This is a genomic window from Streptomyces sp. Ag109_G2-15 (assembly GCF_900215565.1).
GTDB classification, from domain to species: domain Bacteria; phylum Actinomycetota; class Actinomycetes; order Streptomycetales; family Streptomycetaceae; genus Streptomyces; species Streptomyces diastatochromogenes.
The window spans coordinates 1,441,018-1,454,472 of the sequence record NZ_OCNI01000002.1 but is presented as its reverse complement, the minus strand read 5'-3'; the positions used below and the strand labels follow the sequence as shown (position 1 = coordinate 1,454,472).

The following is a 13,455-nucleotide window of genomic DNA, read 5'->3' as shown; positions in this document are numbered from 1 at the left end:
TGCGGGCGGGACGCGACGGGGGCACCCTGGAGACATGCCGTTGCGCTCCTACCGGGCCCGTACGGCCGCTCTATGTGCCGCCGCGCTGCTCGCCGCGACGCTGCAGACGACGACGGCCGCGGCCGTCCCGCCCCGGGACAACGGCTGTGTGAGCACCGGGGGCAAGCCCACCGGCCAGGCCCGCCAGGTCCTCGACATCGTGCGCAAGGCGCGCAGCGACCTCGACCTGAAGGCCGCGCTGGTCAGGGTCACGCAGGACGGGCGGGACGTGGCCACCTTCGCGGACGGCGAGTCGATGAGCGGCGTGCCGGCCACCCCGGCGATGCACTTCCGGTCGGGCTCGGTCGCCATCGCCTTCATGGGCACGGCGCTGCTCCGGCTCGTCGACGAGCACCGGGTGAGCCTGGACGACCCCGTCTCCCGCTGGCTGCCCGACCTGCCGCACGGCGACAGGATCACCCTGCGGATGCTCGGCGACTCGACCTCGGGCCTGCACGACTACGTCACCGACCCGGCCTTCGTGAAGCAGCTCTACGCGGACCCGTTCCAGCACTGGACGCCGCAGGAGCTGGTCGGTTTCTCCCTCGCCCATCCCCTCTGGTACGACCCCGGCACCGGCTGGAGTTACTCGCACGCCAACTTCGTACTGCTGGGCCGCGCCCTGGAGCAGATCACCGGAACCCCGCTGGACAAGCTGCTGCGGCAGCTCGTCATGGATCCCCTGGGGCTCGGTGAGACCCACAACGGCTTCACGCCCGAGATCCCGGCGCCCGTCCTGCACGCCTACGACGACGAACGCGGCCCCTACGAGGACGCCACCTACTGGGACCCGTCCTGGACCACCGCGCCCGGCGCCGTGCAGACCACCGACATCTGCGACCTGGCCCGCTCCGCCCAGGGCATCGGCTCGGGCCAACTGCTCACCCGCAGCTCCCGCCAGGTGCAGCTGAACCCCGGCACGGTCGGCCTCGGCGCGCCGACCTCGAGCTGCCCCGCCACCGTGTGCTTCAAGCAGACCGAGGACTTCCACTACGGGGTGGGCGTCGTCGTCAAGAACGGCTGGGTCCTGCAGAATCCGTCGTTCGCCGGTTTCGCGGCCGTGCAGGCCTATCTGCCGGCGAGCCGGCTGGCCGTCGCCGTGTCCACGACGGTCGGCAAGAAGGCCCCCGAGGGCAACACGGCCCAGACCATCACCGAGCGCATCGCGGCGGCCCTCGCCCCGGACCACCCGCTGACCGGCTGACTCAGCGGCCGGTGCGCACCCCGTCCAGCGCGATCGCGAGCACCCGGTCGCGCTGGGCGTCGTCCTCGAACGCCGTCGCCGTGATGCCGGCCACCATCCGCAGCAGGTCGCCGAAGTCCATGTCCGCCCGGGCCACGCCCGCCTTCTGGGCACGCTCCAGCAGCGGGCCGCCGGCCGCGTACATCGACTCGCGGCAGGCGATGAAGATGTCCGACTCGTCGTTCAGGGCCTCACGGACCGCGCGCTTGGTGACCATGTAGCCCGCGAACCTGTCCAGCCAGGTCGTCAGGGCCTCCCACGGTTCCCGGTCCGCCAGCTCTACGGCCGCCCGGCACAGGGCGTTCACCTCGTCCGCGTAGACGGACTCGAAGAGGTCGCGGCGGGTGGGGAAGTTCCGGTACAGGGTGCCGATGCCGACGGCCGCGCGGCGGGCGATGTCCTCCAGGGAGGCCTCCGCGCCGTGCTCGGCGAACGCCTCGCGGGCGGCCGCGAGCAGGGCGTCGTAGTTGCGGGCGGCGTCCTTACGGTGCGGCCGGTGGGTCGCCACGATCTCGCTGACGGGGAACGGCGTGGCCGTCACTGCTGCCTCCCGGATGGGATTCGGTTGAACCGGAGGTGTGCCTCCGCTACAGTGGAGGGGTACCTCCACTTTAGCAGTGCGGGGGTGGCCTCGCCGTGGACGGACGCGCCCCGGCGCCGGCCTCCCGCACCCCGGTGAGCACGGGCCCTGCGCATGGCGCACCGCCCGCCCCCCGGGAGGCACCCACACTCCACCTCCTCCTCCACCCTCCGCGTTCCGATTCCGGAGAGGCTTCTTCATGCCCCGCAAGTCCACCCGCCTCACCTTCGCGGTCCTCGCGACCGGTGCCGGCGTGTTCGCCATGCTGCAGTCGCTGATCGCGCCCGCCCTGCCGACCGTCCAGCACGCCCTGCACACCTCGCAGTCCACCGCGACCTGGGTGATGACGGCGTACCTGCTGTCCGCCTCGGTCTTCACCCCGATCCTCGGCCGCGTCGGCGACCTCGTCGGCAAGAAGCGCACCCTCGTCGCGGTCCTGGTGACCGTGCTGGCCGGCTGTCTCGTCGCCGCACTCGCCCCGAACATCGGCGTACTGATCGTCGCCCGGGTCGTCCAGGGCGTGGGCGGCGCCCTCTTCCCGCTCTCCTTCGGCATCATCCGCGACGAGTTCGCCGCGTCCGAGGTGAGCGGCAGCATCAGCAACCTGTCCGCCGTGATCGCCGCGGGCGGCGGTGTCGGCATGGTGGCCGCCGGGCCCATCGTCTCCGCGCTCGACTACCGCTGGCTGTTCTGGATCCCGGTGGCCATCGTCGCCGCGACCGTCCTGATCGCCCTGCGCTACGTCCCCGAGTCACCCAACAGGGCCCAGGGGAAGGTCAGTTGGCTGGGCGCGGCGCTGCTCTCCGCCTGGCTGGTGGCCCTCCTGCTGCCGCTGAGCCAGGCCGGGCAGTGGGGTTGGGGATCGGCGAGGGTGCTCGGCCTGTTCGCCGCCGCCGTCCTGCTGTTCGCGCTCTGGCTGACCACCGAGGCCCGCTCCCACAGCCCCCTCATCGACCTGCGCGTGATGCGCCTGCCCGCGGTGTGGACGACCAACGCGGCCGCCCTGCTGTTCGGCGCGGGCATGTACGCCATCTGGTCCTTCCTGCCGGGCTTCGTCCAGACACCGACCGCGGCCGGCTACGGCTTCGGCGCGAGCGTCACCGAGTCGGGCCTGCTCATGCTGCCGATGCTCGTCGCGATGTTCCTGTCGGGCGTCCTGTCCGGGCGGCTCGAACCCCGCGTCGGCGCCAAGGCGTTGCTCACTGCGGGCGCCGCACTCGGCGCACTGGCCTGCGGCTTCCTGACCCTCTGGCATGACGCCCAGTGGCAGATCGCCGTCGTCGCGGGCCTGTTCGGCCTCGGCATCGGACTCGCCTTCGCCTCGATGGCCAACCTGATCGTGGGCAGTGTCCCGCCCGAGCAGACCGGCGCGGCCACCGGCATGAACGCCAACATCCGCACCATCGGCGGCTCCATCGGCGCCGCGCTCACCAGCGTCCTGGTCACCGCCCGCCTCCAGCCCTCCGGCCTGCCCTACGCCTCCGGCTACACCCACGGCTGGGCCCTGCTCGCCCTCCTCTGCCTGGCCGCGACCGGCGCCGCCCTGCTCGTCCCGGTCCGCCGCGCCGGCCGCACGACGGACCCCGTTCCGGCGGGGGCGCAACGCGAACCCGTGCGCGTGCGGTAGGGTTGACCTGCGTGATCACGTGGAACACCCCGCGTGAGCCCGCAACGGGACGTGGCGCAGCTTGGTAGCGCACTTGACTGGGGGTCAAGGGGTCGCAGGTTCAAATCCTGTCGTCCCGACTCTGCTTTGCGCAGGTCGAAGGCCGTTCTCTCATGATTGAGAGGGCGGCCTTCCGTGCGCCCGGGGCCCCCGCAGCCGGGCCGCGAGCTGCCCGGGCAGGCCGTCTCGGTTGGCCGGGGTGAGGTGGACGACTTCGATGTCGGCGCGCCGCTTGAGGGCGTCGGTGAACGGATCGTGGTGCGCGTGGACCGTGGCGACGACGTCGATGTCTGCGGCGAACAGCGTGATGACCGCGTCCCGGAACGCCGTGCAGGCCAGTTCCATCCGCCCCAGCTCGTCGATGAGCACCAGTCGCCCTGTCGCCTCCTCGGTCGCTGCCGGCCGTAGCGACGGCAGTGCCAGTCGTTCCATGACGCCCAGGTCGACGCCGTATTTCCCTACCCGCGGCGGACCAGGGAGGTCGACATGAGCGAGCACCTCCCGCCGGCCTGTCAGGGTCTGAAGGGCGAAACCGACCCGGGTGCCGGATTGCCGGATCTCCTCCGTGGTGAAACCGGTGGCCGCGTGGGCGGGCAGCAGCGCGGCCAGCCGACGGAGGGCGGTCGTCTTGCCCGCGCCGGGGCGGCCCTCCAGCAGGATCCTCGTCGGCATGCTGCCATCTTCATCCCCGCTCCCGAGGCCGGCTGGGTGGTCTCGGCCGAACGGGCGATTTGGCGTGTGGTCCGGTATGGGCGCCTCACCACCCCTGACCTGATCACCACTGCGGTGGCGGAGGGCCAAGAGCCCCAGGGCGGCCTGCCGTGGCCCAACGGCTTCGGTACCTACGACAAGACGGAGAAGGGCGACTTCCCCCGCGCGCTCGTCCCGGTGCCTCTTGCATGTACTATGGCATACAGCATAAGTTACCTGTCGGTAGTGTCGATGGGTGGCCGAGAAAGGCCGGTGAAGGTGTGAGTCCGCGCAAGAGTGACAGCCGGGAGCGGATGGTCCTCGGTGCCGCCGCCCTGCTGGGCGAGTACGGCGTCGGTGCGACCAGCATCGACCGGGTCCTCGCGCACAGCGGTGCTCCGCGCGGGTCGGTCTACCACCACTTCCCGGGCGGGCGCTCCCAGTTGATCGACGAGGCGGTGGCGCGGGCCGGCGACTACGTCGCGGACCTCATCGACGCCGCGACACGGGCCGACGACGTGACGGAAGCGATCGACGCGTTCTTCGCCCTGTGGCGGGAACGGCTCGTGCAGAGCGACTTCCGCTCCGGCTGCCCGATCGTGGCGGTGGCCGTGGAGACCAACGACGAGGCTCCGCAACTGGCCCGCTCCGCCGCCGAGGTCTTCGCTCGCTGGCGGGAGGCGCTGGCCGGCGTGTTCCTCCGCAACGGCCTGCCCGAGGGGCGGAGCAGGAGGCTGGCCGCCTTCGTCATCGCCGCGGTCGAGGGTGCCGTGATCATGTGCCGGGCCGAACGCAGCACCGCCCCCCTGGACGACGCCGCCGCCGAGATCCACGACCTGCTGGTCCACGCCCTGCGCGACCGGCCCGACCCCGACCCCGATCCAGGTCACGGCACCCGCTCGTGACCGCCCAGCCCGAGGGAGCCGTCATGCCCGGACTCGACCGTCAGAACGACGTCTTCGTTCTCGACCTCGGAGACGGCGAGAACCGTTTCCACCCCGACTGGCTCGCCGCCGTCGACGCCGCGCTCGACGAGGTGGAGAAGGCGGACGGGCCGCGCGCCCTGGTGACCGCCGCGACGGGCAAGTTCTACTCCAACGGCCTCGACCTGGACTGGCTGTTCGCCCACGCAGACCAGCACCAGGACTACGTCGTCTCCGTGCACGCGCTGTTCGCCCGGCTGCTGTCCCTGCCGGTGGTCACCGTGGCGGCACTGCAGGGGCACACCTTCGCCGCCGGCGCGATGTTCTCGCTGGCCCAGGACTTCCGGGTGATGCGCGCCGACCGCGGCTTCTGGTGCCTGCCCGAGGCCGACATCAACATCCCCTTCACGCCCGGCATGTCCGCCCTCATCCAGTCCCGCCTGACCCCGCAGGCCGCCCACGAGGCCATGGTCACCGCCCGCCGCTACGGCGGCCACGACGCCCTGGCCGCCGGCATCGTCGACCACACCGCCGACGAGGACGCCGTACGCACGACGGCCGTCGGGATCGCGCAGGCCCAGGCCGCCAAGGCGGGCGACACCCTCGCCACCATCAAGGCCCGCATGTACGCACCGGTCCTCGCAGCCCTGCGCGACACGGCCAACCCCCTGGGCTGACGTTCCCTCCCCTGTGCTCTGGCGATGGCCAGGGACGCCGCACACCAACTCGACCAGCACCACAGCAAGGAGCACCCCGTGTCCACGACCGACCTCACCGCCTTGTCCGGCCTCGAACTGATGCGCTGGATACAGTCCGTGCGGCCGACCGAAGCCGACGTCCCCTCGATCGGCAGGCTGTTGGGCATGCGGTTCGACGAAGTGGAGCACGGCCGTATCGTCATCTCGCTCGACACCCGGCCGGACTTCGCCAATCCGCTCGGGTCCGTCCACGGCGGCATCGGGGCCACCCTCCTGGACTCGGTCATGGGGTGCGCCGTGCACACGACCCTGCCCGCGGGTGTCGCCTACACGACGCTCGAACTCAAGGTCAACTACATCCGGGCCGCGCACACCGGCGGTCAGACGCTCATCGCGGAGGGGAACGTCATCCACGTCGGCCGCCGCACCGCCACGGCGGAGGGCAAGGTCGTGGACGACCAGGGGAAGCTGATCGCCCACGCCACCACGACCTGCCTCATCCTCGGCTGCGACTGAACCCCGCTGCCGTGAACAAGGGCTGTCGTCACGTGGTCCTCGGCGTGCCCGCCCTCTCGTCTGCGCCGAACGGGCGTTACCGCACCACACCGCCGGCGAACACGCAGTTCGACATCGTCTCCGTGGCACTCTGACCTCGCCAGCCCAGCAGCAAGACAGCACGGCACAGCAAGGACGGAAATCCCATGAGGCTTTCGAACAAGGTCGCCGTCGTCACCGGCGCTTCGAAGGGGATCGGCGCCGGCATCGCGCAGGCGCTGGCCGCGGAGGGCGCGAGTGTGGTGGTGAACTACGCCAGCTCGCGGGACGCGGCGCAGAAGGTGGTCGCCGGGATCGTCGAGGACGGCGGTAAGGCGGTCGCCGTACAGGGCGATGTCAGCAAGGCCGACGAGGCCCAGGGGATCGCGGAGGCCGCCGTGCGCGAGTTCGGCGGGCTCGACGTGCTCGTGAACAACTCGGGTGTCTACGAGTTCGCCGACCTGGCCGGCATCACCGAGGCGAGTTTCCGCCGCGTGTTCGACATCGACGTGCTGGGGCTGATCCTGGTGACGAAAGAGGCAGTGGCCCGGATGAACGACGGTGGCTGCGTCATCAACATCAGCTCGCTGGCGTCGACGCTGAACATGCCGGGCAGCCTGGTGTACAGCGCCGCCAAGCACGCGGTGGACGGCATCACCTACGTCCTGGCCAAGGAACTCGCCCCGCGCGACATCCGCGTCAACGGGATCAACCCGGGGCTGATCGAGACCGAGGGCTCCCGCGCGGCGGGCTTCGTCGGCGGTGCCGGTGACGACTCGGGGTTCGCGGCCGACGTCGATCTGGGTCGTCCGGGCACCCCGCAGGACATCGCGAGCATCGTGACGTTCCTGGCCAGCGGCGACTCCAACTGGGTCACGGGCCAGTCCATCGTCGCCAACGGCGTGCAGGTCGTATGAGCCGTCACCCCATCAGTTCCGGCCGGCCGGGATTCGGCTCGGCGGCGCGCGGCCCCGGCTCCGGGCAGAGCGGCCCTTCCGGTACCTCGACCGGCAGCCCCGAGCGTTGCTCAGCGGTCAGTTCGCGGTAGACGGGGGCGTCGGGCCGAGGTCGTAGACGTCCTCCTCCCTGGGTGGGTCCCCGAGCCGGTAGAGATGGATCAGGCCATGGCTGGCCAGCAGGAACGTGTTCTTGGTGGGGAAGCCGAGCGCGAACACGGCGGGCAGCCGACTGTGGCGCCGGGAACCGCTGGGCAGGGTGCGGCCCGCGGGCGGTCACGCCTGCTCCGGCCGGGCGATCTGGACCAGAGCGGCTGCGGGGTGCTCGGCGACGGCCCCCCTGACCGTGTCCCCCAGCCGCCCGTCGGTTCCCCCGAGCGGAAGTTCCACCCCGTACGTCACGTGCGCGGCCCCCTCCCGGTCACCCGACCGGGCGGCCCCGTGTCCAGGGTGCCCTTACCGGCGGTCACGACTCCCGCGACGGCACACACCTGCACCGGGGTCAGTCCCGGGCCGCCCACAGGCTGCGCACATGCCCGAGATGCCGGGTCATGACCTCGTGTACGGCCTTCTCGTCGCGCTCCAGCAACGCGTCCAGGAGCTCCAGATGCTCCTCGGCCGAGGCGAGCAGGCGGCCCGCCTCCAGCAGGGCGGTGAGGCCGTAGAGGCGGGAGCGCCCCCGCAGGTCGGCGACCACCTCGACCAGGTGGGCGTTGCCGGCCAGGGCGAGCAGGCCGAGGTGGAAGCGGGTGTCGGCCTCGACGTAGGCGATCAGGTCGCCCGCCGCCGCTGCGGCGACGATCTCCCGGGCCGCCGGGCGCAACGCCTCCAGGGAGACCCGGTCGGCCGTGCGGGCCAGCTCCACCACCGTGGGGACCTCGATGAGCGCGCGGATCTGGGTGTACTCGTCCAACTGCTTGTCGGAGACGGCGGTGACCCGGAAGCCCTTGTTGGGCACGGTGTCGACCAGGCCCTCCTTGGCCAGGTCCAGCATCGCCTCCCGCACCGGCGTCGCCGAGACGCCGAAGCGGGCCGCGAGCGACGGCGCCGAGTAGACCTCGCCCGGCCGCAGTTCGCCCGCGATCAGCGCGGCCCGCAGCGCGTCGGCCACCCGCTCGCGGAAGCTGCTCCGCCGGCCGCCCAGCCGGGGGAGTACGGGTGCGTCCGCGTCCTGCGGGTTGTGCCTGCCGGTCTGTGCCATGTCACGCATCATCGAAGTCTAGTCGGGGCCGGTCGGAGCCTAGAGGACGAACCCCTCCGGGAACGGGTCGGTCGGGTCGAGCAGGTACTGGGCCGTGCCGGTGATCCAGGCCCGGCCGGTGAAGCTCGGCAGGACGGCGGGGATGCCGGCTACCTCGGTCGTGCCCAGCAGCCGGCCGGTGAACCGGGTGCCGATGAACGACTCGTTCACGAACTCGGTGTGCAACGGCAGTTCGCCCCGCGCGTGCAGTTGCGCCATGCGCGCGCTCGTCCCCGTGCCGCAGGGCGAGCGGTCGAACCAGCCGGGGTGGATGGCCATCGCATGCCGGGAGTGGCGGGCGGTGGCGCCGGGCGCGTAGAGGTGGACGTGGTGGCAGCCGCGGATGGACGGGTCCTCCGGGTGGACCGGCTCCTCCTCGGAGTTGATGGCCTCCATCAGCGCCAGCCCGGCGGCGAGGATGTCGTCCTTGCGGGCCCGGTCGAAGGGCAGGCCGAACTCCTCCAGCGGCAGGATCGCGTAGAAGTTGCCCCCGTAGGCGAGGTCGTACGTCACCGTCCGCCCGTCGGCGAGCACCGCCTTGCGGTCCAGCCCGACGCTGAACGACGGCACATTGCGCAACGTGACGTTCGTGGCGGCACCGTCCTCGACGGCGACCTCGGCGACCACCACCCCGGCCGGGGTGTCCAGACGGATGGTGGTCACCGGTTCCACGACCTCCACCATGCCGGTCTCGACCAGCACGGTCGCCACGCCGATCGTGCCGTGCCCGCACATCGGCAGATAGCCCGAGACCTCGATGTAGATCACACCCCAGTCGCAGTCGGGGCGGCTCGGCGGCTGCAGGATCGCGCCGCTCATCGCGGAGTGCCCGCGCGGCTCGTTCATCAGCAACTGCTTGATGTGGTCGCGGTGTTCACGGAAGTACAGGCGCCGCTCGTTCATCGTCGCACCGGGTACGGTGCCGATCCCGCCGGTGATCACCCGGGTCGGCATGCCCTCGGTGTGCGAGTCGACGGCGTGCAGGACGAGCTTGCTGCGCATCTCCGGTGTCCTTCCCGTGGTAGGTCACGTTTCCGTCCTCCCGTCCGTCACGCAAGCCCCGAGGCCACGGCCTTTTCCGTGGCCGCACGCACCGCTGCCTCCTGCTCGGGCAGCAGCGGGACGCGCGGGGGGCGCACCGGGCCGCCGTAGCGGCCGACCGCGTCCATCGACAGCTTGATGGCCTGTACGAACTCCACCCGCGAGTCCCAGCGCAGCAGCGGGTGCAGCTGCCGGTACAGGGGGAGCGCGGTGGCCAGGTCCCCGGCCACGGCGGCGCGGTACAGCTCGGCCGAGGCCCGGGGGAGCGCGTTGGGGTAGCCGGCCACCCAGCCCTTGGCGCCTGCCACGGCCAGCTCCAGCAGGACGTCGTCGGCGCCGATCAACAGGTCGAGTTCCGGGGCGAGTTCGGCGATCCGGTAGGCTCGGCGGACGTCGCCGGAGAACTCCTTGACGCCGTGGATGTGGCCCTCGCCGTGCAGCCGGGCGAGGAGTTCGGGCACGAGGTCGACCTTGGTGTCGATCGGGTTGTTGTACGCCACCACCGGCACGCCCGCCCTGGCGACCTCCGCGTAGTGGGCGAGCACGGACCGTTCGTCGGCGCGGTAGGCGTTGGGCGGCAGCAGCATCACGGACGCGCAGCCGGCCTCGGCCGCCTGCTCGGCCCAGCGCCGTGCCTCGGCGGAGCCGTACGCGGCGACGCCCGGCATCACCCGCGCACCGCCGATCGCGGCCACGGCCGTCTCCACCACCTTGGCGCGCTCCTCGGGCGTGAGCACCTGGTATTCGCCGAGGGAGCCGTTCGGTACGACACCGTCGCAGCCGTTGTCCACCAGCCAGGCGCAGTGCTCGGCGTACCGGTCGTGGTCGACGGAGAGGTCGGCGCGCAGCGGGAGCGCGGTGGCGACGAGGACACCGCGCCAGGGGCGGTTCTCCGGGAGGGTCATGAGCGGTCCCCAATCCAATATGGTGTGACATATTACTGAGGAAGAAAAGCGTGTGCACGCCTCCGGCACCGGTCAGTCGGTCTCTGGCTCGGGCAGTGCCGCCAGCACCCCGAGGGGTACCGGTCGGGCGAACGGCCGGCGCCCGGGCGTGAGCGGGCAGCCGGTCAGCCCGGCCACCGCGGGCCCGCACATCCGGCCCTGGCACCAGCCCATCCCGGCCCGGGTGAGCAGCTTCACGGTGCGCAGGTCGCCGGCCCCGAGCGTGTTGAGCGCCGTACGGACCTGTGCGGCGGTGACCTCCTCGCAGCGGCACACCACCGTGTCGTCGGTGATCCGGTCGGCCCAGTCGGCGGGCGGGGCGTACACCGCGTCGAGCGCCGCGAAGAACTCCCGCAGCCGGGCACGGGACCGGGAGGCCGTGGCCCACCGGCGCGGGTCGGGCGTGGTGCCGTGCAGCCGGGCGGCGACGGAGCGGCCGGCGATGTGTCCCTCGGCGAGGGCGAGGGCCGCACCGCCGATGCCGGTGGTCTCCCCGGCCGCCCAGACGCCCGGCACATCGGTGCGCTGCTCGCCGTCGACCCGGACGTCCGTCCCGGACAGGGCGCAGCCGAGGGTCTCGGCGAGGTCGGTGTGCGGCAGCATGCCGTGCCCCACCGCGAGGGTGTCGCAGGGGATGCGGCGGGCGGTGCCGGGCCTGAGCCGTCCGTCCCGGTCGAGCCCGGCGACGCTGACCGCCTCCAGCCGGTCGGCGCCGTGCGCCTCCACGACGGTGTGCCGGGGCAGGACGCGGACACCGTGCCGTACCAACTGGCCGGTGTACCAAGCGCCTTCGGCGAGCTTGCCGGGCTGCGCGGCGAGGACCGGCGCCCGCCGCACCAGGGCCTTCGGATCGGCGGACTCGACCAGCGCGGCCACCCGGGCACCCGCCGCCGCGAGTCCCGTGGCCACGGGCAGCAGCAGCGGCCCGGTGCCCGCGACCACGGCCGTACGGCCCGGCAGTACGAGGCCGCCCTTGAGCATGGCCTGCGCGCCGCCCGCGGTGACGACACCGGGGAGTGTCCAGCCCGGGAAGGGCAGCACCCGCTCGTAGCCGCCGGTGGCGAGCAGTACGGCGTCGGCGCGGACGGTGACACCCTCCTCCTGTGCGGGACCGCGCAGCGCGTGCACCGCGAAGGCACCCGATTCCCCTTCCACACACCAGACCTGGTGATCCGTCAGGTGCGTGACCCGACCGGCGTCGACGTGCCGTTCGAGTCCGTCCCGCAGCCGTTCCCAGGCGCGCCACTGGTGGTGCAGGGCCTGGGGGCGGCGGGCGCCGAGCGCGGCGGCGGGCTGCCGGTAGAACTGCCCGCCCGCCTGCTCGGCCGCGTCGACGAGGGTCACGCGCACGCCGCGCGCGGCCGCCGCCAGGGCCCCGGCCAGTCCCGCCGGACCCGCCCCGACGACGGCGAGATGCGGTCGCTCAGTCATCGTCCCGACCCGTCCCCTCCTGTGTGCGGATCACCTCACCCGGCCGTACCGGGACCAGACAAGCCCGTTGGTTCGCCCGGTCGTTGACGGTCACCAGGCAGTCGAAGCACACCCCGATCCCGCAGAACACCCCGCGCGGCCGGCCCGCCCCGCGCGTGCTGCGCCAGGAGGTCACTCCGGCCGCCCACAGCGCGGCCGCGACCGTCTGGCCGGGCAGTGCCTCGACGGGCCGGCCGTCGAAGGTGACGGTGAACGCGGCGCCCGGCCGCGCCCGGGCCAACTCCCTTGGATTCATCGGCTGTTGTCTCCGTTCGTCCCAGGGGGCGCGGTCGCCTCGAACCGCTCCGGACGGAAGGGCCCGAGGTCCAGGTCCGGGGTCTTCCCGGTCAGCGCCTGGGCGATCAACCGCCCGGTGCCGGTGGCCAGTCCGATGCCCGCGCCCTCGTGCCCGCAGGCGTGGTACAGCCCGGGCACCCGGGGGTCGGGGCCGATCGCCGGGAGATGGTCGGGCAGGTAGGGCCGGAACCCCGCGTACGTCCGCAGCGCGCACACCCGCTCCAGGAAGGGGAACAGCCCGATCGCCCCGGCCGCCAGCGCCCGTACCGCCCGAAGGGACAACGAGCGGTCGAAACCGACCCGTTCACGGGTCGCGCCGATCAGGACCGGCCCGGCGGCCGTGCCCTCGACGACCGGCGAGGTCCTGAGTCCGGCCGAGTCGCTCGCCACGTCCGCCACGTAGTCCGCGGCGTACACCTTGTGCCGGACCATGCGCGGCAGCGGCTCGGTGACCAGGACGAAGCCTCGGCGGGGGAGGACCGGGAGGTGTGCGCCCGCCAGTGCGGCGAGGTCGCCGCCCCAGGTCCCGGCCGCGTTCACCACCGCCGGCGCGTGGATGTCCCCCTCGTCGGTACGGACGCCGAGCACCGCCCCGTCCGCCGCGCGCAGCACTCCGGTCACGGTCCGGCCGGTGTGCAGGCGGGCGCCGGAGGCGCGGATCAGGTGGGCTGCGGCCAGCGCGGGCATCACCTGGGCGTCCTGCGGATAGCGGACACCACCCGCCATGCCGGGGGCCAAGTGCGGTTCCAGCTCGCGGAGTTCGGCCGCGTCAACGGGTTCGGCCGTGACACCGGCGGCGCGCTGGCCCGCGGCGAAGTCCGTCAGCGCGTCGAGTGTGCCGGGCGTCGAGGCGACCACCACACCGCCCTTGGGTTCGTACTCGACCGACGCCCCCAGTTCTCCGGCCAGCTCCGCCCACAAACGGGCCGACAGCAGGGCGAGTTCCAGTTCGGGGCCCGGCTCCTTGTCGGAGACCAGCAGGTTGCCCTCGCCGGCTCCGGTGGTGCCGCCGGCCACCGGGCCCCGGTCCACCACCCTCACGTCGAGGCCGGTCCGCGCGGCGTACAGCGCACAGGCCGCGCCCACCATCCCGGCTCCGACGACCACGACATCGCAGGTCAGTCGCTTCGCCAC

16 protein-coding genes and 1 tRNA gene are annotated in these 13,455 nt (G+C 72.6%); 7 read left to right on the top strand and 10 right to left on the bottom strand.

Going from position 1 to position 13,455, the window contains the following annotated elements; genetic code table 11:
- Nucleotides 1-34: 34 nt before the first annotated feature.
- On the top strand, nucleotides 35-1,243 hold the full coding sequence (locus CRP49_RS42925) for a serine hydrolase (protein WP_097258749.1): 1,209 nt from the start codon (nucleotides 35-37) through the stop codon (nucleotides 1,241-1,243).
- Nucleotide 1,244: 1 nt separating this feature from the next.
- Here the strand turns inward: CRP49_RS42925 and CRP49_RS42920 are convergent, their stop codons facing one another.
- A complete protein-coding gene (locus tag CRP49_RS42920; protein WP_097258748.1) occupies nucleotides 1,245-1,823 on the bottom strand; it encodes a TetR/AcrR family transcriptional regulator in 579 nt (192 codons plus the stop codon).
- A gap of 238 nt (nucleotides 1,824-2,061) precedes the next feature.
- On the opposite strand from CRP49_RS42920, the gene CRP49_RS42915 reads away from it, so the two are divergent.
- Both CRP49_RS42915 and CRP49_RS42910 read left to right on the top strand, forming a co-directional pair.
- Nucleotides 2,062-3,489 (top strand): MFS transporter, encoded by a 1,428-nt coding sequence (locus tag CRP49_RS42915; protein WP_097258747.1) that lies wholly within the window; start codon nucleotides 2,062-2,064, stop codon nucleotides 3,487-3,489.
- Between the two features lie 45 nt (nucleotides 3,490-3,534).
- Nucleotides 3,535-3,608, top strand: a tRNA-Pro gene (locus CRP49_RS42910).
- A 31-nt stretch (nucleotides 3,609-3,639) separates the two neighbouring features.
- Here the strand turns inward: CRP49_RS42910 and CRP49_RS42905 are convergent.
- The gene (locus CRP49_RS42905) at nucleotides 3,640-4,200 is read right to left on the bottom strand and encodes a nucleoside-triphosphatase (protein WP_097258746.1); all 561 of its coding nucleotides are present in this window, start codon (nucleotides 4,198-4,200) and stop codon (nucleotides 3,640-3,642) included.
- Between the two features lie 299 nt (nucleotides 4,201-4,499).
- Here CRP49_RS42905 and CRP49_RS42895 point away from each other — a divergent pair, with 299 nt between their 5' ends.
- The 4 genes from CRP49_RS42895 to CRP49_RS42880 all read left to right on the top strand — a co-directional run bounded on the left by CRP49_RS42895 (nucleotide 4,500) and on the right by CRP49_RS42880 (nucleotide 7,290).
- Nucleotides 4,500-5,123: a TetR/AcrR family transcriptional regulator gene (locus tag CRP49_RS42895; protein WP_257033832.1), complete on the top strand. Its 624-nt coding sequence runs from the start codon at nucleotides 4,500-4,502 to the stop codon at nucleotides 5,121-5,123.
- A gap of 23 nt (nucleotides 5,124-5,146) precedes the next feature.
- On the top strand, nucleotides 5,147-5,818 hold the full coding sequence (locus CRP49_RS42890) for an enoyl-CoA hydratase-related protein (protein ID WP_097258743.1): 672 nt from the start codon (nucleotides 5,147-5,149) through the stop codon (nucleotides 5,816-5,818).
- Between the two features lie 78 nt (nucleotides 5,819-5,896).
- Nucleotides 5,897-6,355 carry a PaaI family thioesterase gene (locus CRP49_RS42885; protein WP_097259332.1) on the top strand — a complete coding sequence of 153 codons (459 nt, stop codon included), beginning with the start codon at nucleotides 5,897-5,899 and terminating at the stop codon, nucleotides 6,353-6,355.
- 185 nt (nucleotides 6,356-6,540) lie between these two features.
- A complete protein-coding gene (locus CRP49_RS42880) occupies nucleotides 6,541-7,290 on the top strand; it encodes an SDR family NAD(P)-dependent oxidoreductase (protein ID WP_097258742.1) in 750 nt (249 codons plus the stop codon).
- Nucleotides 7,291-7,407: 117 nt separating this feature from the next.
- Here CRP49_RS42880 and CRP49_RS47405 read toward each other — a convergent pair whose 3' ends face one another.
- From CRP49_RS47405 to CRP49_RS42850, 8 genes are all read right to left on the bottom strand, one after another.
- Entirely contained in the window at nucleotides 7,408-7,548 is a 141-nt protein-coding gene (locus CRP49_RS47405) for a hypothetical protein (protein ID WP_179852036.1), read from the bottom strand.
- Nucleotides 7,549-7,605: 57 nt separating this feature from the next.
- Nucleotides 7,606-7,731 carry a hypothetical protein gene (locus CRP49_RS48710; protein WP_257033830.1) on the bottom strand — a complete coding sequence of 42 codons (126 nt, stop codon included), beginning with the start codon at nucleotides 7,729-7,731 and terminating at the stop codon, nucleotides 7,606-7,608.
- A 100-nt stretch (nucleotides 7,732-7,831) separates the two neighbouring features.
- On the bottom strand, nucleotides 7,832-8,542 hold the full coding sequence (locus tag CRP49_RS42875) for a GntR family transcriptional regulator (RefSeq protein WP_097258741.1): 711 nt from the start codon (nucleotides 8,540-8,542) through the stop codon (nucleotides 7,832-7,834).
- Between the two features lie 27 nt (nucleotides 8,543-8,569).
- Entirely contained in the window at nucleotides 8,570-9,571 is a 1,002-nt protein-coding gene (locus tag CRP49_RS42870) for a proline racemase family protein (RefSeq protein ID WP_097258740.1), read from the bottom strand.
- A gap of 47 nt (nucleotides 9,572-9,618) precedes the next feature.
- Nucleotides 9,619-10,515, bottom strand: coding sequence for a dihydrodipicolinate synthase family protein (locus CRP49_RS42865; RefSeq protein ID WP_097258739.1), 897 nt, complete (start codon nucleotides 10,513-10,515; stop codon nucleotides 9,619-9,621).
- 72 nt (nucleotides 10,516-10,587) lie between these two features.
- Entirely contained in the window at nucleotides 10,588-11,985 is a 1,398-nt protein-coding gene (locus CRP49_RS42860) for an NAD(P)/FAD-dependent oxidoreductase (RefSeq protein WP_097258738.1), read from the bottom strand.
- The gene (locus CRP49_RS42855) at nucleotides 11,978-12,280 is read right to left on the bottom strand and encodes a (2Fe-2S)-binding protein (RefSeq protein WP_097258737.1); all 303 of its coding nucleotides are present in this window, start codon (nucleotides 12,278-12,280) and stop codon (nucleotides 11,978-11,980) included. Before CRP49_RS42855 ends, CRP49_RS42860 begins: the two co-directional genes overlap by 8 nt.
- Nucleotides 12,277-13,455, bottom strand: coding sequence for an FAD-binding oxidoreductase (locus CRP49_RS42850; RefSeq protein WP_097258736.1), 1,179 nt, complete (start codon nucleotides 13,453-13,455; stop codon nucleotides 12,277-12,279). The genes CRP49_RS42855 and CRP49_RS42850 overlap by 4 nt, the downstream gene beginning before the upstream one ends.